Genomic DNA, 20884 nt, shown 5'->3' with positions numbered 1-20884 from the left:
GCAGCCGCACGACCGCGGCTGATGATTCCGTGCAGCAGAGAGCGACGTTTCACGTGAAACACGATGCCCGGACGGAGTCATCAGGCCGCTACGACACTCCGAAATCCATACCTATAGGGCGCAACACACCCGAAATCTCCACTGGAAACCCCGCGCACGCGAGCACCTGTAGGGATCAGCGGCGTCGGCGCGTGCGGCTGACCCGGGCAGCCTTAGCCCGCTTGGCCGCGAACCTCACCCCACCGGGGCTTTCTCCGACCTCGACCCGGACCACTGTGGACAGCGGGTCCACGACTCCCTCGCCCACGTGCAGGACAGAGGTCTTCACCACACCGAGCTTGGTCAGAGCGGTCTTCGCCGACACGAGCTCCTCCTCGGCGGTGTCGCCCTTCAACGCCAGCATCTCGCCGTACGGACGCAGCAGCGGCACACCCCAGGCCGCCAGCCTGTCCAGCGGAGCCACCGCGCGAGCCGTCACGACGTGCACCGGCTGGAGCTTTCCGAGGACCTCCTCGGCCCGCCCGCGCACCACCGTCACGTGATCCAGGCCCAGCAGTTCCACGACCTCCTGGAGGAAGGTCGTACGACGCAACAGCGGCTCAAGCAGCGTGATCTTCAGGTCCCGCCGCACCAGAGCCAGCGGGATACCGGGCAGTCCCGCGCCCGAACCCACGTCGCACACCGTGACGCCCTCGGGCACCACCTCGGAGAGCACCGCGCAGTTCAGCAGGTGCCGCTCCCACAACCGCGGCACCTCACGCGGACCGATCAGCCCACGCTTGACCCCCGCGTCCGCCAGCAGCTCCGCATACCGCACGGCTTCCGGGAAAAACTCACCGAACACCGCGCGCGCCACTTCGGGCACCGGGGGAAGCTCTGCTGCCTCCGTCACGGGGACCGTCCTTCCGTTCCGCATGGTTCTGAAAACCTTCGACCGGCATCGTCTTGACGATGCCGTGTTGTTCACGATGCCGCCCTCGACTGCCAGGCTGACAAACATCGGCCCCGCCTGCGACACAGACGGGGCCGAACACTCACACTTCCGGTCAGGCCGGGAGCACAACGACGAAGCGCTGCGGCTCCTCGCCCTCGGACTCGCTGCGCAGACCGGCGGCCGCCACGGCGTCGTGGACGACCTTCCGCTCGAACGGCGTCATCGGCGCCAGCTTCATCGGCTCGCCGGACGCCTTCACGTCCGCCGCCGCCTTGGCTCCCAGGATCGCCAGCTCCTCGCGCTTCTGCGCACGGAACCCGTCGATGTCCAGCATCAGCCGGCTGCGGTCCCCGGTCTCCCGGTGCACGGCGAGGCGGGTCAGCTCCTGCAGAGCCTCCAGAACCTCTCCGTCACGGCCCACGAGCTTCTGCAGGTCGCGGCCGGCGGAGTCGCTGACGATCGACACCGCGGCGCGGTCGGCCTCGACGTCCATGTCGATGTCGCCGTCCAGGTCGGCAATGTCCAGCAGACCCTCAAGGTAGTCGGCCGCGATCTCACCCTCCTGCTCGAGGCGGGTCAGGGTGTCGCCACTCTCAGCGGCGGCGGTGGTGGTGCCTTCCGTCACGGGAGGGACTCCTTCTTACTTCTTGGGAGAGGGCTTGCTGGGGGGCGTCTGCCGCTGCGACTTCGACTGCCGCTTCGGCTGGGTGCGCTTGGCAGCGCCGCCACCGGCCGCATCCGAGTCGGCCGTGGCCTCCACACTCTTGATCACGGAGCCGTCCGCCTGCGCGGCCATGCCCTGCTTCGTCAGAGTGGCGATGAACTTGCGCTCGTTGTCGTTGCGGTCCGGGCCCTTGGCCACGATCGCCGCGACGATCTTCTTCTTGCCACGGCCCTTGATCTCGCCGTGCGACGTGACCTGCTTGAGCAGGCGGGTCAGGTACTGGTCCTGCGCCTTGCTGCCCGGCGTCGGGTTCTGGTTGATCACGTACATCTGCTGGCCCATGGTCCACACGTTGGTGGTCAGCCAGTAGACGAGAACACCGACGGGGAAGTTGATGCCCATGACCGCGAAGATCAGCGGGAAGACGTACATCAGCATCTTCTGCTGCTGCATGAACGGCGTCTTGACCGAGAGGTCGACGTTCTTCTGCATCAGCTGGCGCTGGGTGTAGAACTGGGACAACGACATCATGATGATCATGACGGCGGTCACGATGCGTACATCGGTGATCGAGGCGCCCAGGGAAGCGACCTTCTCGGCGCTGTCCGTGAACTTCGCCGCCAGCGGGGCGCCGAAGATGTGAGCCTGTCGCGCACTCTCCAGCAGCGACTGGTTGATGACGCCGATGGTCTGCCCGTTGGCGATGGCCGACAGCACGTGGTACAGCGCGAAGAAGAACGGGGACTGCGCCAAGATGGGAAGGCACGAGGAGAGCGGGTTGGTACCCGTCTCCTTGTACAGCTTCATCATCTCTTCGGACTGGCGCTGCTTGTCGTTCTTGTAGCGCTCCTGGATCGCCTTCATCTTCGGCTGGAGCGCCTGCATGCCACGCGTCGCCTTGATCTGCTTCACGAAGAGCGGGATCAGGCAAATGCGGATCAAAACCACCAGGGACACGATGGACAGGCCCCAGGCCCATCCGCTGTCCGGGCCGAAGATCGCGCCGTACAGCGAGTGGAACTGGACGATGACCCACGAGACGGGTGTGGTGATAAAGCTGAACAGACTGGCAATCGTGTCCACTAATCAGGCTCCTTGAGCATTGCGAGATCTACGCAACGCACTGCGCAGCTGCTCGTGCCAACGCGGGCGTTTACGAGGTGGGACATGGTCCACACCACCCGGGGACCACGGATTGCACCGCAGGATCCGCCAGGCGGTCAGGGCCGTCCCCTTCACCGCACCATGCCGGTCGATGGCCGTGTACCCGTAGTGCGAGCACGAGGGGTAGTAACGGCACACCGGGCCGAGCAGCGGACTGATCGTCCACTGGTACAGCTTGATCAAAGCGAGCAGCGGGTACTTCATCGAGGCACGCCTCCCAGTAGCCGCAGCAATGCGGCATCCAGGTCCCGGGCCAGCTCGTCGAGGCCGGCATCACCCGCTCCGGGCAAAGCCCGCACCACCACCAGGCTACCGGCGGGCAGCTGGGACAACCGCTCGCGTACCAGATGACGCAGGCGGCGCTTGACCCGGTTACGCACGACGGCAACGCCGACAGCCTTGCTGACGACGAAACCCGCACGCGTCGAGGGAACAGTCTCCCCCGACTCGTGCGGGTCCGTTGCACCGCTTGTACGTAGATGGACGACGAGGAGCGGGCGACCAGCCCGGCGACCTCGACGTACCGCGCTCGCGAAGTCCTCGCGCCGCCTCAGCCGATTCTCGGGAGACAGCACGACGTCACGACCCGCGCTTTGTTACGCGGAAAGGGCGGCGCGGCCCTTGCCACGACGGTTCGCGAGGATCGCGCGCCCTGCACGGGTACGCATCCGCAGGCGGAAGCCGTGGGTCTTGGCACGACGGCGGTTGTTCGGCTGGAAGGTGCGCTTGCTCACTCGGGGGCTCCAGAGAATAAATCGTTATGGCGGGACATCGCCTGGCTGTCACCGTGCGCCCACGAGGAAACTCGCGTGTTCGCCCGAGTGGCACCGCTAAACGATCACTATCAGTGACCTTCGCCCATCGGTAGGCAGGCGGCAGCAGCCATCGACAACTCGACCTCGTTACGGTACGCGCGGCTACGCCATCCGGTCAAACCGAGCCGACGTGGCCCCACACTGTGCACAGGCTGTGGACAACGACTTGAACCGTACCCGTCGGCCTGACTACCGTTGTCCGACCCCGGATTTTTTGTCCCGACCGTCCCAAAGAACCACACATTCGTGGGACCCCCTGTGAGAGAGCGTGCTCTGTGGCTGACGTACCTGCCGATCTTGCCGCAGTGTGGCCAAGGGTGCTCGAAAAGCTCCTCGGGGAGGGACAGCAGGGCATCGAGCCGAAGGACAAGCAGTGGGTCGAGCGCTGCCAGCCGCTGGCCTTGGTCGCCGACACCGCACTGCTGGCCGTCCCCAACGAGTGGGGCAAGCGCGTCCTGGAGGGCCGCCTGGCCCCGCTGATCAGTGATGCCCTCAGCCGTGAGTGCGGCCGCCCCATCCGCATCGCCATCACCGTCGACGATTCCGCCGGCGAGCCCGCACCCCAGGCGCCCCCCGCCGGGCAGCGCGACTCGTACGAGCCCTACGGCGGCCGCCCCGGCGGCCACACCGGCCCGGGCGGCGACGACCAGCTCCCCGGCGCACGCCCCGCGTACCCGGACTACCAGCAGCCGCGCCCCGAGCCCGGCGCCTGGCCCCGCGGCGGACAGCAGGACGAGTACGGCTGGCAGCAGCCCCGCCTCGGCGGTTTCCCCGAGCGCGACCCGTACGCCTCCCCGCAGCCGGGCTACCTCCAGCAGTCCGAGCCCTCGGGCTACGACCAGGGCGGCTACGAGCAGGGAAAGTACGAGCAGTCCCCGTACGAGCCCCAGCAGTCGCGTCCGTCACACCAGTCGCGTCAGCCCCACCAATACGAGCAGCAGCAGTACGAGCAGCCCGCCTCGCGGGCGGCCCCGGGCCGGCCCGCGCCGCCCCCGGCCCCGTCCGGCGGTTCCACCTCGGGCCCGCTCGAACCGACGGCGCGCCTGAACCCCAAGTACCTCTTCGACACCTTCGTGATCGGCGCCTCCAACCGCTTCGCGCACGCGGCCGCCGTGGCCGTCGCCGAGGCGCCCGCGAAGGCGTACAACCCCCTCTTCATCTACGGGGAGTCGGGCCTCGGCAAGACGCACCTGCTGCACGCCATCGGGCACTACGCACGGAGCCTGTACCCCGGCACCCGCGTGCGCTACGTGAGCTCCGAGGAGTTCACCAACGAGTTCATCAACTCCATCCGCGACGGCAAGGGCGACGCGTTCCGCAAGCGCTACCGCGAGATGGACATCCTGCTCGTCGACGACATCCAGTTCCTCGCGAGCAAGGAGTCGACGCAGGAGGAGTTCTTCCACACCTTCAATACGCTCCACAACGCCAACAAGCAGATCGTGCTCTCCTCCGACCGGCCGCCCAAGCAGCTCGTCACCCTGGAGGACCGGCTCCGCAACCGCTTCGAGTGGGGCCTGATCACCGACGTCCAGCCGCCAGAGCTGGAGACCCGTATCGCGATCCTGCGCAAGAAGGCCGTCCAGGAGCAGCTCAACGCCCCGCCGGAGGTACTGGAGTTCATCGCCTCCCGCATCTCGCGCAACATCCGCGAGCTGGAGGGGGCGCTGATCCGGGTCACGGCCTTCGCGAGCCTCAACCGCCAGCCGGTCGACCTGGGCCTGACCGAGGACGTCCTCAAGAACCTGATCCCGGGCGGCGAGGACAGCGCGCCGGAGATCACCGCCAGCGACATCATGGCCGCCACCGCCGACTATTTCGGGCTCACGGTGGACGACCTGTGCGGCTCCTCGCGCAGCCGCGTGCTGGTGACCGCCCGGCAGATCGCCATGTACCTGTGCCGGGAGCTCACGGACCTCTCGCTGCCCAAGATCGGCGCGCAGTTCGGCGGCCGCGACCACACCACCGTCATGCACGCGGACCGCAAGATCCGCGCCCTGATGGCGGAACGCCGGTCGATCTACAACCAGGTCACCGAGCTCACCAACCGCATCAAGAACGCCTGACGCCGCTGCCGCAGGCTCCCCTGAAAGGGCTGTGCGGGGGCTGCGGGCGAGCCCGTAGGGCCTTCCCAAACGCATCCAGAGGGCGCTCCCGGACCACTTCGGGGGCGCCCTTCTTCGTCCGCGCGCCCCTGACCTGTTCGAATACGCCCCCTTCGGGGCAACTCATCCACAGATTCGGCGACTTTCTTCCGTCCACACCCTGGGGATCGAGCCCGCAACCCACAAGACTGTCCACAGGACCCTGGTGTGAGGCACCATCAGGGCTGGTCAGACCCCTGTGGAATTGTGAGCAAACGTAATCCACAGCCTGTGGACAAAGATTTCGTCCACAGGACCGGCCCCGGAGTTGTCCACCGTCGGCCCACAGGGTCACGCGCCCTGTGCACAGGATCAGACGACTTACCCACACCGTTGTCCACTGTTCGGCAACAACAGGGCCCATCTCACCGCCCCGAGTGAAAGCGGTCACACCGAGGTGGACGTTTGGGCTGTGGAGTACCGGGGAAAAGCTGGGGACACACCTGTGGAGTACTCGGGGTCACCTGGGGACGGCCTGTGCAGAAATATTTGTTCTCCACAGAGACACCGTGTTGTCCACCGGTGTCACCCACAGGGTGTGGGGATAAAAAACGCGGGGTGACCTGCGAGAACGGGGTTATCCACCGTTTCCACAGGCCCTACTACTACCCCCATAGATAGTTAGCTCGGATTCGGTTTTCAAGCAGGTCCTGTGCACAACTCGGTGGGCAGGCCTCCCCGACACCTCGTCCCCGACTTGACCGCCGGCAGCGACGACTGTCGGCGCCGTACGTCAGACTGGTCCCCGGCATCGGTCGAGGCATCGACGAGCCGACGACGAAGGCCGGCAGACGAGCGAGCAACAGCAGGAGGCGGTTTCCGGTGAAGATCCGGGTGGAGCGCGACGTACTGGCGGAGGCGGTGGCTTGGGCCGCCCGTAGCCTCCCGGCCCGGCCGCCGGTGCCCGTTCTCGCGGGCCTGCTGCTGAAGGCCGAGGAGGGCATGCTGTCCCTCTCCGGCTTCGACTACGAGGTCTCGGCCCGCGTCTCCGTCGAGGCGGACGTCGAGGAGGACGGCACCGTCCTGGTCTCCGGCCGGCTGCTCGCCGACATCTGCCGCGCTCTCCCCAACCGGCCCGTGGAGATTTCCACAGACGGTGTACGGGCGACCGTGGTCTGCGGCTCCTCGCGATTCACACTCCACACCCTGCCTGTGGAGGAATACCCGGCGCTGCCGACGATGCCCACCGCCACCGGCACCGTGCCCGGTGAGGTCTTCGCCTCCGCCGCCGCCCAGGTCGCCATCGCCGCCGGCCGCGACGACACGCTGCCCGTGCTGACCGGCGTGCGCATCGAGATCGAGGGCGACCGGGTCACCCTGGCCTCGACCGACCGCTACCGCTTCGCGGTCCGCGAGTTCCTGTGGAAGCCGGAGAACCCGGACGCCTCCGCCGTGGCCCTGGTGCCCGCGAAGACGCTCCTGGACACCGCCAAGTCCCTGACCAGCGGTGACACCGTCACCCTGGCGCTGTCGGGCTCCGGAGCGGGCGAGGGCCTCATCGGCTTCGAGGGCGCGGGCCGCCGCACCACCACCCGCCTGCTCGAAGGCGACCTGCCGAAGTACCGCACGCTCTTCCCGACGGAGTTCAACTCCATCGCCGTGATCGAGACCGCCCCGTTCGTCGAGGCGGTCAAGCGCGTGGCCCTCGTCGCCGAGCGCAACACCCCGGTCCGCCTCAGCTTCGAGCAGGGCGTCCTGATCCTGGAGGCCGGTTCCAGCGACGATGCACAGGCTGTGGAGCGCGTCGACGCGAAGCTCGAGGGCGACGACATCTCGATCGCCTTCAACCCGACCTTCCTGCTGGACGGCCTGAGCGCGATCGACTCGCCGGCCGCGCAGCTCAGCTTCACCACCTCGACCAAGCCGGCGCTGCTCAGCGGCCGCCCGGCGGTCGATGCCGAGGCGGACGAGGCGTACAAGTACCTGATCATGCCGGTGCGCCTCTCCGGCTGAGTCCGTACCCGTCGGGCCCGGTCTCGCAGGCTGCGGGGCCGGGCCCGACGGCGTCCGGGACCTCTCCCTCTCCCCGACCCTGCCCGGAGTGCCCGTGGGGCCGGGCGGCACGGCCCGGCGTAGGCTCGGGGCCGGGGGTGTCCCCGGGTAGCAGGGGAACCCCGGCACAGACGGCCACAACGCTTAAGGAACCACCTGATGGAGCTTGGTCTCGTCGGTCTCGGCAAGATGGGCGGCAACATGCGCGAGCGCATCCGCCGCGCAGGCCACACCGTCATCGGATACGACCGCAACCCGGACCTCGCCGATGTCCACAGCCTGCAAGAGCTTGTGGACAGCCTGCAGGCCCCCCGCGTGGTGTGGGTGATGGTCCCGGCCGGCGCCGCGACCCAGTCGACCGTGGACGAGCTCGGCGAGCTGCTCTCGCCCGGCGACATCGTCGTGGACGGCGGCAACTCGCGCTGGACGGACGACGAGAAGCACGCCGAGGAGCTGGCGGCCAAGGGCATCGGCTTCGTCGACTGCGGTGTCTCCGGCGGCGTCTGGGGCCTGGAGAACGGCTACGCGCTGATGTACGGCGGCGACAAGGAGCACGTCGCCGCGGTCCAGCCGGTCTTCGACGCCCTCAAGCCGGAGGGTGAGTTCGGCGCCGTGCACGCGGGCAAGGTCGGCGCGGGCCACTTCGCGAAGATGGTTCACAACGGCATCGAGTACGCCATGATGCAGGCCTACGCCGAGGGCTGGGAGCTGCTGGAGAAGGTGGACTCGGTCACCGATGTCCGCGAGGTGTTCCGCTCCTGGCAGGAGGGCACGGTCATCCGTTCCTGGCTGCTGGACCTCGCGGTGAACGCGCTGGACGAGGACGAGCACCTGCAGCAGCTGCGGGGCTTCGCCCAGGACTCGGGCGAGGGCCGCTGGACGGTCGAGGCCGCGATCGACAACGCGGTACCGCTGCCGGCGATCACCGCCTCGCTGTTCGCGCGGTTCGCCTCGCGCCAGGACGACTCGCCGCAGATGAAGATGATCGCCGCGCTGCGCAACCAGTTCGGCGGCCACGCGGTCGAGAAGAAGTAGCACCACCACAGCACCACAGAGCAGAAGCAGGAAGCCGGGGGAGGTCGGCGCCGCATGCATGTTTCGCATCTCTCGTTGGCCGACTTCCGCTCGTACGCCCGGGCCGAGGTTCCCCTCGACCCGGGCGTCACGGCTTTCGTGGGCCCCAACGGCCAGGGCAAGACGAACCTGGTCGAGGCGATCGGCTATCTGGCGACCCTGGGCAGCCACCGCGTGTCCGCGGACGCCCCGCTGGTACGCATGGGCGCGGACCGGGCGGTCATCCGCGCCGCCGTGACGCAGGGCGAGCGCCGGCAGCTCGTGGAGCTGGAGCTGAATCCGGGGCGGGCGAACCGGGCCCGCATCAACCGGTCCTCGCAGGTCAGACCGCGGGACGTGCTGGGGATCGTACGCACCGTGCTGTTCGCGCCGGAGGACCTGGCCCTGGTGAAGGGGGATCCGGGCGAGCGGCGGCGCTTCCTCGACGAGCTCGTGACGGCACGCTCGCCGCGCATGGCGGCGGTCCGCTCGGACTACGAGCGGGTCCTGAAGCAGCGCAACACCCTGCTGAAGTCGGCGGCGATGGCGCGCCGCCACGGCGGCCGCTCCATGGACATGTCGACCCTCGACGTCTGGGACCAGCACCTCGCGCGCGCGGGCGCGGAGCTGCTGGCGCACCGGCTCGACCTGGTCGCGACGCTGCTGCCGCTGGCGGACAAGGCGTACGAGCAGCTCGCGCCCGGCGGCGGCCCGCTGGATCTGGCGTACAAGTCCTCCGCGGGCGAGCCGGTGGACAGCGGCGCGGCCCGGACCCGGGAGGCGCTGTACGAGGCGCTGCTGGCGGCGCTGGCCGACGTGCGCAAGCAGGAGATCGAGCGGGGCGTGACCCTGGTGGGCCCGCACCGCGACGACGTGGTGCTGCGGCTCGGGGAAATGCCGGCCAAGGGGTACGCGAGTCACGGGGAGTCGTGGTCGTACGCGCTGGCCCTGCGGCTGGCCTCCTACGAGCTGCTGCGCACGGAGGGCGCCGAGCCGGTGCTGATCCTGGACGACGTCTTCGCGGAACTGGACGCGCGGCGCCGGGAGCGGCTGGCGGAGCTGGTGGCTCCGGGCGAGCAGGTGCTGGTGACGGCGGCGGTGGACGATGACGTTCCGGGTGTGCTGGTGGGGGCGCGGTTCGGGGTGTCCGGAGGTGAGGTGACCCGGCTGTGAACGACCAGGAGAAGGAACCGCGCAAGGCGCCCGAGCCCTCGGGGGTCGATCTGGCCCGCCAGGCGCTGGCGGCGGCGCGCGAGCAGGCGCGCGCCCGGGGCAACGCGGTGAGCGGGAAGAAGCGCCAGCCGCACCCCGGACTGCGCTCGGGCGCCCGGGCGGACGGCCGGGACCCGATGCCGCTGATGGCCGCGCTGGACCGGCTGCGCACGGAGCGCGGCTGGGAGATGCCGATGGCGGTCGCGGGCGTGATGGAGCGCTGGCCGCAGATCGTCGGCCCGGAAATCGCGGCGCACTGTGAACCGGAACGCTACGAGGACCGTGAACTTGTCGTGCGGTGCGATTCCTCGGCGTGGGCGGCGCAGCTCAAGCTGCTGGCCCCGCAGCTGGTGGCCCGGCTGAACGCGGACCTGGGCCAGGGCACCGTACAGCTGATCAAGGTGCAGGGACCGGGCGGGCGGCCCAAGCGGTACGGGCCGTGGCGCACGCCGGGGAGCACGGGCCCGGGAGATACGTACGGGTGAGCCGCGCGTCACCGCACGGGGGATCCGGGTGGTGATCCGGGTGGCGTCGGGCTGCGTCGCGGGGGCCTCGCGCGTGGTGTCCCTCACGGTAGCGGCAGGTTGACAGCCCGAAGCGCTGGATGCCCGTGTGAGCCACTTTGAGCCCCTCCCCGGATATGGGGAGTCGGAGAGTGGAGGTTCAGGGCGGCACATGCGGACTCAGGTACCGGCAAACCCCCATTCATGTCAGTGGTACCGGTAGACTGGGAGACAATCCCGCTCCTTCGCGGGACCCCCGGTCGAGTAACACCGACTTGCACCGACTGAATGCTGACAACGCAGATCGACGCAGCCGCTCCTGCCGGCACGCCTGCCGGCCCGGAGTACGTCCTGTGCTGTGCCAGAAAGGGCGCTTCGTGGCCGATTCCGGCGACCCCAACGACAAGAACGAGTCCACCGCCGGCGGCGAGGCCGGTGAATCTTCGTATACCGGCAGCAACATCCAGGTCCTGGAGGGCCTGGATGCGGTCCGTAAGCGGCCCGGCATGTACATCGGCTCCACCGGCGAGCGGGGCCTGCACCACCTCGTCCAGGAGGTGGTCGACAACTCGGTCGACGAGGCCCTCGCCGGGCACGCGGACACCATCGACGTGACGATCCTGGCGGACGGCGGCGTCCGCGTCATCGACAACGGCCGAGGCATCCCGGTCGACATGGTCCCCTCCGAGGGCAAGCCGGCCGTCGAGGTCGTGCTGACCGTTCTGCACGCCGGTGGCAAGTTCGGCGGCGGAGGCTACGCCGTCTCCGGCGGTCTGCACGGCGTTGGCGTCTCGGTCGTGAACGCGCTGTCGACGAGGCTCGCGGTCGATGTCCGGCGTGACGGCTACCGCTGGACCCAGGACTACAAGCTGGGTGTCCCGACGGCCGCCCTCGCCAGGAACGAGGAGACGTCCGAGACGGGCACCACGGTCACCTTCTGGGCCGACGGCGACATCTTCGAGACGACCGAGTACTCCTTCGAGACGCTCGCGCGCCGCTTCCAGGAGATGGCCTTCCTCAACAAGGGCCTGACCCTCACCCTGACGGACGAGCGCGAGTCGGCCAAGGCGACCGTGGGCGCGGACACCGCCGAGGAGCCCGACGACCCGCAGGCGCGCACGGTCAAGTACTACTACGAGGGCGGCATCGTCGACTTCGTGACGTACCTGAACTCGCGCAAGGGCGAGCTGATCCACCCGACCGTCATCGACGTCGAGGCCGAGGACAAGGAGCGCACGCTCTCGGTCGAGATCGCGATGCAGTGGAACTCGCAGTACACCGAGGGTGTCTACTCCTTCGCGAACACGATCCACACGCACGAGGGCGGTACCCACGAAGAGGGCTTCCGCGCGGCGATGACGGGTCTGGTCAACCGCTACGCGCGCGAGAAGAAGTTCCTCCGCGAGAAGGACGACAACCTCGCGGGCGAGGACATCCGCGAGGGTCTGACCGCGATCATCTCGGTGAAGCTGGGCGAGCCGCAGTTCGAGGGCCAGACGAAGACCAAGCTGGGCAACACGGAGGTCAAGACCTTCGTGCAGAAGGTCGTCCACGAGCACCTCAACGACTGGTTCGACCGCAACCCGGTCGAGGCCGCGGACATCATCCGCAAGTCGATCCAGGCGGCCACGGCGCGCGTCGCGGCCCGCAAGGCCCGCGACCTCACCCGTCGCAAGGGTCTGCTGGAGTCCGCCTCCCTGCCGGGCAAGCTGTCCGACTGCCAGTCGAACGACCCGACGAAGTGCGAGATCTTCATCGTCGAGGGCGACTCGGCCGGCGGCTCGGCGAAGTCCGGCCGCAACCCGATGTACCAGGCCATCCTGCCGATCCGCGGCAAGATCCTGAACGTCGAGAAGGCGCGGATCGACAAGATCCTGCAGAACACCGAGGTCCAGGCGCTGATCAGTGCCTTCGGCACGGGCGTGCACGAGGACTTCGACATCGCGAAGCTCCGCTATCACAAGATCATCCTGATGGCGGACGCCGACGTCGACGGCCAGCACATCAACACCCTGCTGCTGACCTTCCTGTTCCGCTTCATGCGGCCGCTGGTCGAGGCCGGGCACGTCTACCTGTCGCGCCCGCCGCTGTACAAGATCAAGTGGGGCCGGGACGACTTCGAGTACGCGTACTCGGACCGCGAGCGCGATGCGCTGGTGGAGCTCGGCAAGCAGAACGGCAAGCGGATCAAGGAAGACTCGATCCAGCGCTTCAAGGGTCTGGGCGAGATGAACGCCGAGGAACTGCGCGTCACCACCATGGACGTGGACCACCGCGTGCTCGGCCAGGTCACCCTGGACGACGCCGCGCAGGCCGACGACCTGTTCTCGGTGCTGATGGGTGAGGACGTCGAAGCACGGCGCTCCTTCATCCAGCGCAACGCCAAGGACGTCCGCTTCCTCGACATCTGAGTCGGCTCAGCTGACCGCCTGAAAGGATCTTTGACCAGCAATGGCCGACGAAACCACCCCCACCGCCGAGAACACCGAGGAAGAGCAGCCCATCATGCGCATCGAGCCCGTCGGGCTCGAGACGGAGATGCAGCGCTCCTACCTCGACTACGCGATGTCCGTCATCGTCTCCCGCGCGCTGCCCGACGTACGGGACGGCCTCAAGCCGGTCCACCGGCGCGTGCTGTACGCGATGTACGACGGCGGCTACCGGCCCGAGAAGGGCTTCTACAAGTGCGCCCGCGTCGTCGGTGACGTCATGGGTACGTACCACCCGCACGGCGACTCCTCGATCTACGACGCCCTGGTCCGCCTGGCCCAGCCGTGGTCGCTGCGGATGCCGCTGGTGGACTCGAACGGCAACTTCGGCTCCCCGGGCAACGACCCGGCGGCCGCGATGCGCTACACCGAGTGCAAGCTGATGCCGCTGGCCATGGAGATGCTCCGGGACATCGACGAGGAGACCGTCGACTTCACGGACAACTACGACGGCCGCAACCAGGAGCCGACGGTCCTGCCGGCGCGCTTCCCGAACCTGCTGGTCAACGGCAGCGCCGGCATCGCGGTCGGCATGGCCACCAACATCCCGCCGCACAACCTCCGCGAGGTCGCGGCGGGCGCGCAGTGGGCGCTCGAGCACCCGGAGGCCTCGCACGAGGAGCTCCAGGACGCGCTCATCGAGCGCATCAAGGGCCCGGACTTCCCGTCCGGCGCCCTGGTCGTGGGCCGCAAGGGCATCGAGGAGGCGTACCGCACCGGTCGCGGCTCCATCACGATGCGCGCGGTGGTGGAGGTCGAGGAGATCCAGAACCGCCAGTGCCTGGTGGTCACGGAGCTCCCGTACCAGACCAACCCGGACAACCTGGCGCAGAAGATCGCCGACCTGGTCAAGGACGGCAAGGTCGGCGGCATCGCCGACGTCCGCGACGAGACCTCGTCGCGGACCGGTCAGCGCCTGGTGATCGTGCTCAAGCGCGACGCCGTCGCCAAGGTCGTGCTGAACAACCTGTACAAGCACACCGACCTGCAGACCAACTTCGGCGCGAACATGCTGGCGCTGGTGGACGGGGTGCCGCGCACCCTGTCGATCGACGCCTTCATCCGCCACTGGGTGCAGCACCAGATCGAGGTCATCGTCCGGCGCACGAAGTTCCGCCTGCGCAAGGCGGAGGAGCGGGCGCACATCCTGCGCGGTCTGCTCAAGGCGCTGGACGCGATCGACGAGGTCATCGCCCTGATCCGGCGCAGCAACACGGTCGAGATCGCGCGCGAGGGCCTGATGGGCCTGCTGGAGATCGACGAGATCCAGGCGAACGCGATCCTGGAGATGCAGCTGCGCCGCCTGGCGGCACTGGAGCGGCAGAAGATCGTCGCCGAGCACGACGAGCTCCAGGCCAAGATCAACGAGTACAACGCGATCCTGGCCTCGGAGGAGCGGCAGCGCTCGATCGTGAGTGAGGAACTGGCCGCGATCGTCGAGAAGTTCGGCGACGACCGGCGCTCCAAGCTGGTGCCCTTCGACGGTGACATGTCCATCGAGGACCTGATCGCCGAAGAGGACATCGTCGTCACGATCACGCACGGCGGCTACGTCAAGCGCACCAAGACCGAGGACTACCGCTCGCAGAAGCGCGGCGGCAAGGGCGTGCGCGGCACGAAGCTGAAGCAGGACGACCTGGTCGACCACTTCTTCGTGTCCACCACGCACCACTGGCTGCTGTTCTTCACCAACAAGGGCCGGGTCTACCGCTCCAAGGCGTACGAGCTGCCGGACGCCGGCCGCGACGCGCGCGGGCAGCACGTGGCGAACCTGCTGGCCTTCCAGCCGGACGAGAAGATCGCCCAGATCCTCGCGATCCGCGACTACGAGGCCGCGCCCTACCTGATCCTGGCCACCAAGGGCGGCCTGGTGAAGAAGACGGCGCTCAAGGACTACGACTCGCCCCGTTCGGGTGGCGTCATCGCCATCAACCTCCGCGAGACGCAGGAGGGCAACGATGACGAGCTGATCGGCGCCGAGCTGGTGTCCGCCGAGGACGACCTGCTGCTCATCAGCAAGAAGGCGCAGTCGATCCGCTTCACGGCGACCGACGACGCGCTGCGCCCGATGGGCCGCGCCACCTCGGGCGTGAAGGGCATGAGTTTCCGCGAGGGTGACGAACTGCTCTCCATGAGCGTGGTGCGGCCCGGTACGTTCGTCTTCACCGCGACCGACGGCGGTTACGCCAAGCGGACGCCTGTGGACGAGTACCGCGTCCAGGGCCGTGGCGGTCTGGGCATCAAGGCCGCCAAGATCGTGGAGGACCGCGGGTCGCTCGTAGGGGCGCTCGTCGTGGACGAAACGGACGAGATTCTCGCCATCACGCTCAGCGGTGGTGTGATTCGTACGCGCGTCAACGAAGTCAGGGAGACCGGCCGTGACACCATGGGCGTCCAGCTGATCAATCTGGGCAAGCGTGATGCCGTGGTGGGCATCGCGCGCAACGCCGAGGCCGGTCAGGAAGCTGACGAGGTCGACGAGGCCGAGACAGAGATCGGGACCGAGGCGGCAGTCGAAGGACAAGCCGCCGAGGCCGCCGAGGGCACGCAGCCCTCGGCTGGGGAGCACGAGGAGTAAGCGTGAGTGGAGCCACGGGCGCCGGACCGGCACAGACTGGAGCGAACGGTGCCCGTGGCCCCGCCGCGGACTCCCAGGGGGGAACCGTGACGGACACTCGAGGACCGCAGGCACCGCAGGCCGGCCCGCCGCCCTACCACCCGCCGCAGGCGTACTCGGCGCCCTCGGGCCCGGGCGCGGCCCGCGGCGGCGGTGACCCGGGGGCGCAGCGCAAGCCGCGCACCGGGGCCCGTACGGCGCCGAGGACGCGCAAGGCGCGGCTGCGGGTGGCCAAGGCCGACCCGTGGTCGGTGATGAAGGTCAGCTTCCTGCTGTCCATCGCGCTGGGCGTCTGCACGATCGTGGCGTCGGTGGTGTTGTGGATGGTCATGGACGCCATGGGCATCTTCTCGACCGTCGGCGGCACGATCAGCCAGGCGACCGGATCGAACGAGAGCAACGGCTTCGACCTCCAGGGGTTCCTGTCGCTGCCGCGCGTGCTGATCTTCACGTCGGTCATCGCGGTGATCGACGTGGTGCTGATGACGGCGCTCGCGACGCTCGGCTCGTTCATCTACAACCTGTCGGCGGGCTTCGTGGGCGGTGTGGAGCTCACGCTCGCCGAGGACGAATGACGGCCGGATGACCTGCGGGGACTGCCCCGGGGAACGGATTTTGGCCTGACCCGCTCTGTGCGCTAATCTTCAGGAGTCAGCGCGCAGCGCGGATGGGGCTATAGCTCAGTTGGTTAGAGCGCATCCCTGATAAGGATGAGGCCACAGGTTCAAATCCTGTTAGCCCCACAGTGTCGAAGACCCCCAGGCCCATGGCCTGGGGGTCTTTGTCGTAGGGCCAGTTGGCTGCCCGGCAGATCACCGATCGGTATCGGCCGGTGTGTATTGTTGGGCGCCAGAAGTCCCCTACGTCAACGAAAGACGAGGTCGCGCGGTGAAGAAGCTGCTCCTGGTCGCACTGGCCGCCATCGGCGGGCTCCTCGTGTACCGCCAGATCCAGGCGGACCGCGCCGAGCAGGACCTGTGGACGGAGGCAACTGACTCCGTGCCTTCTGGTTCCGGTGTGTGAGACCCGAGGTTGATCCCAGAGCCCCGACTGCCGCTGCGGTCGGGGCTTTGTGCTGTTCTGTGACGAAAAGTTGCATTATGCAAAGATTTGGCTTGCGCTGGCAAACTCGGGGTGGGTCGGGGTGGGCGGGATGAGTCGGGTACGTCGTCGGGCGCGGCGGGTACGGGCAACGCTGCTGGTCGGAGCGGTGACCCTGGGGGTCGCGGCCGCGGCGGCCGGGCCGTCGATGGCCCAGCCGGGCCCGCAGCCGGTGCCCCCGTACCGGATCGCGGACGGCGCCAGGAAGGTCGAGGGCAAGCCCTCCAGCGACGGCGCCCCGCTCCTGGAGGCCGGGTCCGTCTATCAGGACGCCATCGCCCCCGGGGAGCGCTTCTACCGGCTCGTCCTCGACGACAGGTCCAGCGTGTACGTCTCCGCCGTGCTCCAGCCGCCGGCGGGGGCCAAGGTGGGCTCCAGCGACGGTCTCCAGGTGGAGGTCATGACCACCGAGGGGCGCGACTGCACGGGCAACCCTGGGCGGGCCGACTTCGGCTACGACGCCGTACCCGTCAGCGCGGTCGGCGTCCGGCGGCTGGAGGAGGACTCCGACTGCCAGCAGGGCGGGGTCTATTACGCCAAGGTCACCCGGACCGCGGCCAAGGGCTCCGCCCCGAGCGCGTGGCCGCTGGAGCTGCGGGTGCAGCGCGAGCCCGGCCTCGCCGCCGGCAGCGCGCCCACCACCGCGCCCAGCGCCTGGCCCTCGGCCTCCCCGACCCTGCCGGGCACCGAGTCCGTGCCCCGCAGCGGCGGCACCGGCTTCAACGACGCACGGGCGCTGGACGGCGGGGTGTGGCGCGACGAGTTGCGGCCCGGACAGACCCGCTACTACCGGGCGCCGCTCGACTGGGGCCAGCAGCTCGGCTTCGGAGCCGAACTCTCCGCCGCCAAGCGGACCAAGGAGTACGGATCGGCCTCCGGCGGCCTCAGCGTCTCGCTGTACACGCCCTATCGGGGGCTGGTCGAGGCCAAGGACGTCAGCTACGACGGCAAGCAGGCCAGCGTCACGCTGCCGAAGACGGCCCCGGTGGCGTACGAGAACCGCTACGCCTCCGAGACCGCGGTGCGGCCGGTGCGGGTGGCCGGCTGGTACTACATCGCCGTGACCATGGCCGCGAAGGTCGCGGAATTCACCGACGAGGCGGTACCCGTGCCGCTGACCCTGCGCATGGAGGTCCTCGGCACTCCGGCCAAGGCGCCCGTGTACCGGGAGAGCCTCGCGGCGGGCGGCTTCGGGATCGGCGGCCAGGACCGGGCCGCCGCGCAGGACGGGCTCACCGCGGTGGAGGCGGCCGACGCCGCCGGGAACCGCTCGGTGATGCGCGTCGTCGCCGGCGCGGGCTTCGGCGCCGGGAGCCTGCTGCTGCTCCTGCTCGGCGGCTGGATGCTGCTGGCCCGGCGGGCCCGGGCCTAGAACTGGGTCAGGGCCCAGGCCCCGACCGCGAAGCACAGCAGCGCGGCGACGAGGATCCCGGCGGTGACCTTCGCGGTCGGCGGCGCGACGGCGCCGGTACGGGCGGTCGGCGCGGGCTGGGCCGGGTGCGGGATCGGGTGCGGGGCCGGGTGCGTGGCCGGGGTCGGCGGCGGGAGGTGGAAACTGCCCGTCTCCGAAGGCCCGAAGACCCCCAGGGGAGCCGGGGCGGTCGGCCGGTCCACAGCCAGGGCCGGGGCGGGCGTCTCCGGGGCGGGTGCGACCGGCGTGGGTGCGACCGGCGTGGGCGCGACCGGCGTGGGCGCGACCGGCGTGGGCGCGGCCGTGCCGTGGGGGCCCTGGGGGCCGAAACCGGCCGGGAGGGGGCCGAGTTGGTCGAAGACCTCCACCGGATCCTCGTCGGGCGCGGGCGCCGCCAGCAGCTCCACGGCCTCGGCAAGGGCCTTGCGGGCCCCTGTGGCCGTCTTGAACCGGCTCTGGGGGTCCGGCTGCAGGAGATTGGCCAGGACGTCCCACAGTGGCCCGGGGAGGCCCTCCGGGGGCCCGGGGGTCCCGTGGGCGAGGAAATGCTCCACCAGGGCCTGGGAGTCGGGCTTGCGGCCCTGCAGCAGGTACAGGGCCACCAGGCCGACGGCGAAGAGATCGGCGGAGAAGTCGGGTTCGGCGCCGAGCAGTTGCTCGGGCGCGAAGTAGCCCGGCGTACCGACCACGTAGTTCGTCTCGGTCAGCCGGGGCTCGCCCTTGCGCATGGAGATGCCGAAGTCGGACAGCCGCAGGTGCGGCCGCCCGGTTCCGGTGGCCTCCATCAGGATGTTGGCCGGTTTGATGTCGCGGTGGACGACACCTTCCGCATGCACCGCCGCCAGCCCCGACAGGAGCTGGTCGAGCAGCGTGCACACGAACCGGGGAGGCAGGGCCCCGTAGTCCCCGATCACATGGGCGAGGGAGCCGCCGGCGACGAGGTCCATCGTGAACAGGACCTTGTCGTCGTCCGCCGCCCAGCTGGCCGGGGCGAGCACGTGCGGGTGATCGATCCGCAGTGCCTGCTCACGCACGAACCGCAGCAGGGTGTGGGCATCGCTCTGCAGGAGGACCTTCGTGGCGACGTACCGGCGGCGCCGGTGGTCCCAGGACCGCCAGACGGCGCCCGCGCCACCGCGGCCGATCGGATCGATCAGTTCGTACCGACCGGCGAAGATCTCACCCATCGCTGCGCCCGTCCCCCGTTGCCCGTAGTCCTGCGCGTCAGTTCTGGTGGGACTCGTAGTGGGCGACCGCGTCCGCGGTGCGGCCCGCGCCGTACACCCGGAGGAACTCTGCCAGTTCCGGGTGGCTGGGGGCGAGGGTGTCCGCCGCTTCGATGATGTCGCCGGCCGCGGAGACCGAGCGCAGCAGCGACTGGATCTCACGGACGACGCGCTTGACGGTGGGTGCGCCGGAACCGGTGGTGGTCTGGCCGCTGTTGCTGAGGACGGAGCCTCCCTGGGTCTTCTTGATCTCGTCCATCCGGTCGGTGGCCTCCGCCGCGCTGACGCTCCCGTCGGCCACCTGGCCGGCGAGGTCCTGGAGGGCCTGCACGCGCTGAACCACGGCCGGGTTCCCGATCTTGGCGCGCTGGCCGCTCATCAGCTGGGACAGCATCGGCGCCGACAGCCCGAGGACGGCAGCGAGGCGAGCCTGGTTCAAGCCGAGGTCATCTATGAGCCGGCGGAAGAGCGCACCGAGCGGCTCCCCGTACCAACTGCGCTGAAGCTCTCTGGCTCTGGCCGTGGCCTCTTGCTGTACTGCGTCCACTCTTACTACTCCCCTTCGCTGGTGCGAACCTCGCGAGCATCTTACGGAGAGTGGTCGCGGGGCGGGAGTCCCTATCATTTTGCGGGAAGAGGGGGTACACCCGGTACTCTGTTCTGCGGAACGACCTCTCCTTCACAGGGGACCGGCGCGTCCATTTTCGAGGGGCCTTAGCTCAGTTGGTAGAGCGCTGCCTTTGCAAGGCAGATGTCAGGAGTTCGAATCTCCTAGGCTCCACCTCATGAACTCCCTCTGACCTGCAGGAATGCAGATCAGGGGGAGTTTTTCGTGCCCATGTTTCACGTGAAACATCAGGTCCGGCGCGGGGTCCGGCGAGACGAGACGGGCGGCGTCCCCCGGACGGCCCAGTCACACGGCCGCCCGGCGCCCCGTGTCCGACAGTGGTGGAGGGCACCCAGCCCAGGGGGGCAACACCACGCCGGAGGCTCACGATCATGGGAATGTTCGACTTCCTGAAGTCAGACAAGAAGAAGCAGCAAGAGGCGGCCGAGAAGGTCAAGGAGCAGGTGGAGCAGCGGGCCGCCGCGGCGCAGTCGGCGCCCTCCATGACCAGGCCGGCCGACGCCGGGACCAAGTACACCGACGCCGCCTCGGCCACCAAGGCCGCGGCCGAGCGGATGGCGGCCGCCGCGCCTCCCAAGCCCGCCCCTGCCCCCGCACCGCCGCGGCCCGCCGCGCAGGCCCCCGCGCCGCACACCCCCACCCCGGCCTCGGCCGCGCACAAGGCGGTGCCGGCGGCCCCCGCCCCCAAGCCGGCGCCCGCCGCCAAGAAGCGCACGTACACGGTCCGGCCCGGCGACTCGCTCTCCGCGATCGCCCGCCACGAGCTGGGCAATGAGGCCCGCTGGCGTGAGCTCTACGCCATGAACAAGGGCGTGGTCGGCTCCAACCCCGACCTCATCCGCCCGGGCATGGTGCTCACGCTCCCCAGCTGAACGCGCGCACGGTGCATGACGAAGGGGCCCGGATCACATGGATCCGGGCCCCTTCGTCA

19 protein-coding genes and 2 tRNA genes are annotated in these 20884 nt (G+C 69.1%); 13 read left to right on the top strand and 8 right to left on the bottom strand.

From position 1 onward, the window contains the following. Nucleotides 1-175: 175 nt before the first annotated feature. From rsmG to rpmH, 6 genes are all read right to left on the bottom strand, one after another. On the bottom strand, nucleotides 176-892 hold the full coding sequence (gene rsmG / locus ACFWBF_RS29130) for a 16S rRNA (guanine(527)-N(7))-methyltransferase RsmG (RefSeq protein WP_385607137.1): 717 nt from the start codon (nucleotides 890-892) through the stop codon (nucleotides 176-178). 154 nt (nucleotides 893-1046) lie between these two features. Beyond that, on the bottom strand, nucleotides 1047-1559 hold the full coding sequence (locus tag ACFWBF_RS29125; protein ID WP_385607116.1) for a protein jag: 513 nt from the start codon (nucleotides 1557-1559) through the stop codon (nucleotides 1047-1049). A 15-nt stretch (nucleotides 1560-1574) separates the two neighbouring features. After that, complete coding sequence (gene yidC, locus ACFWBF_RS29120) at nucleotides 1575-2681, bottom strand: membrane protein insertase YidC (RefSeq protein WP_385607114.1); 1107 nt, start codon at nucleotides 2679-2681, stop codon at nucleotides 1575-1577. Nucleotides 2682-2684: 3 nt separating this feature from the next. Further along, on the bottom strand, nucleotides 2685-2966 hold the full coding sequence (yidD, locus tag ACFWBF_RS29115) for a membrane protein insertion efficiency factor YidD (RefSeq protein WP_076043740.1): 282 nt from the start codon (nucleotides 2964-2966) through the stop codon (nucleotides 2685-2687). Then, entirely contained in the window at nucleotides 2963-3337 is a 375-nt protein-coding gene (gene rnpA / locus ACFWBF_RS29110; protein ID WP_385232096.1) for a ribonuclease P protein component, read from the bottom strand. Before rnpA ends, yidD begins: the two co-directional genes overlap by 4 nt. Before the next feature lie 21 nt (nucleotides 3338-3358). Next, nucleotides 3359-3496 (bottom strand): 50S ribosomal protein L34, encoded by a 138-nt coding sequence (rpmH, locus tag ACFWBF_RS29105; protein WP_008741645.1) that lies wholly within the window; start codon nucleotides 3494-3496, stop codon nucleotides 3359-3361. 356 nt (nucleotides 3497-3852) lie between these two features. Between rpmH and dnaA the strand changes: the two genes are divergently transcribed. From dnaA to ACFWBF_RS29050, 11 genes are all read left to right on the top strand, one after another. Next, on the top strand, nucleotides 3853-5643 hold the full coding sequence (gene dnaA / locus ACFWBF_RS29100) for a chromosomal replication initiator protein DnaA (RefSeq protein WP_385607112.1): 1791 nt from the start codon (nucleotides 3853-3855) through the stop codon (nucleotides 5641-5643). 900 nt (nucleotides 5644-6543) lie between these two features. Further along, entirely contained in the window at nucleotides 6544-7674 is a 1131-nt protein-coding gene (gene dnaN / locus ACFWBF_RS29095) for a DNA polymerase III subunit beta (protein WP_385607110.1), read from the top strand. A gap of 198 nt (nucleotides 7675-7872) precedes the next feature. After that, the gene (gene gnd, locus ACFWBF_RS29090; RefSeq protein ID WP_385607108.1) at nucleotides 7873-8748 is read left to right on the top strand and encodes a phosphogluconate dehydrogenase (NAD(+)-dependent, decarboxylating); all 876 of its coding nucleotides are present in this window, start codon (nucleotides 7873-7875) and stop codon (nucleotides 8746-8748) included. A gap of 54 nt (nucleotides 8749-8802) precedes the next feature. After that, a complete protein-coding gene (gene recF, locus ACFWBF_RS29085) occupies nucleotides 8803-9939 on the top strand; it encodes a DNA replication/repair protein RecF (RefSeq protein WP_385607106.1) in 1137 nt (378 codons plus the stop codon). Next, nucleotides 9936-10463: a DUF721 domain-containing protein gene (locus ACFWBF_RS29080; protein WP_385607104.1), complete on the top strand. Its 528-nt coding sequence runs from the start codon at nucleotides 9936-9938 to the stop codon at nucleotides 10461-10463. Before recF ends, ACFWBF_RS29080 begins: the two co-directional genes overlap by 4 nt. Nucleotides 10464-10834: 371 nt before the next feature. After that, entirely contained in the window at nucleotides 10835-12892 is a 2058-nt protein-coding gene (gene gyrB, locus ACFWBF_RS29075) for a DNA topoisomerase (ATP-hydrolyzing) subunit B (RefSeq protein WP_385607103.1), read from the top strand. Nucleotides 12893-12932: 40 nt separating this feature from the next. Then, nucleotides 12933-15548, top strand: coding sequence for a DNA gyrase subunit A (gene gyrA / locus ACFWBF_RS29070; RefSeq protein ID WP_385607101.1), 2616 nt, complete (start codon nucleotides 12933-12935; stop codon nucleotides 15546-15548). 2 nt (nucleotides 15549-15550) lie between these two features. Continuing rightward, nucleotides 15551-16162 (top strand): DUF3566 domain-containing protein, encoded by a 612-nt coding sequence (locus ACFWBF_RS29065; RefSeq protein ID WP_385607099.1) that lies wholly within the window; start codon nucleotides 15551-15553, stop codon nucleotides 16160-16162. A 94-nt stretch (nucleotides 16163-16256) separates the two neighbouring features. Beyond that, nucleotides 16257-16330, top strand: a tRNA-Ile gene (locus ACFWBF_RS29060). 145 nt (nucleotides 16331-16475) lie between these two features. After that, complete coding sequence (locus tag ACFWBF_RS29055) at nucleotides 16476-16610, top strand: DLW-39 family protein (protein ID WP_208809277.1); 135 nt, start codon at nucleotides 16476-16478, stop codon at nucleotides 16608-16610. Between the two features lie 130 nt (nucleotides 16611-16740). Further along, nucleotides 16741-18060, top strand: a complete 1320-nt coding sequence (locus ACFWBF_RS29050; protein WP_385607097.1) for a hypothetical protein — start codon at nucleotides 16741-16743, stop codon at nucleotides 18058-18060. Here ACFWBF_RS29050 and ACFWBF_RS29045 read toward each other — a convergent pair. Further along, nucleotides 18057-19286 carry a serine/threonine-protein kinase gene (locus ACFWBF_RS29045; RefSeq protein WP_385607095.1) on the bottom strand — a complete coding sequence of 410 codons (1230 nt, stop codon included), beginning with the start codon at nucleotides 19284-19286 and terminating at the stop codon, nucleotides 18057-18059. The genes ACFWBF_RS29050 and ACFWBF_RS29045 overlap by 4 nt on opposite strands. A 37-nt stretch (nucleotides 19287-19323) precedes the next feature. After that, on the bottom strand, nucleotides 19324-19872 hold the full coding sequence (locus ACFWBF_RS29040; protein ID WP_385232063.1) for a helix-turn-helix domain-containing protein: 549 nt from the start codon (nucleotides 19870-19872) through the stop codon (nucleotides 19324-19326). 161 nt (nucleotides 19873-20033) lie between these two features. On the opposite strand from ACFWBF_RS29040, the gene ACFWBF_RS29035 reads away from it, so the two are divergent. Further along, a tRNA-Ala gene (locus tag ACFWBF_RS29035) sits at nucleotides 20034-20106 on the top strand. Between the two features lie 224 nt (nucleotides 20107-20330). Further along, nucleotides 20331-20825: a LysM peptidoglycan-binding domain-containing protein gene (locus ACFWBF_RS29030; RefSeq protein ID WP_385607093.1), complete on the top strand. Its 495-nt coding sequence runs from the start codon at nucleotides 20331-20333 to the stop codon at nucleotides 20823-20825. Nucleotides 20826-20884: the final 59 nt, after the last annotated feature.

The sequence above is a fragment of the Streptomyces sp. NPDC060028 genome (genome assembly GCF_042736725.1).
In the GTDB taxonomy this organism is placed as follows: Bacteria; Actinomycetota; Actinomycetes; order Streptomycetales; family Streptomycetaceae; genus Streptomyces.
Note: the sequence above shows the minus strand (reverse complement) of the source record. Positions and strands in the feature narration are given on the sequence as shown.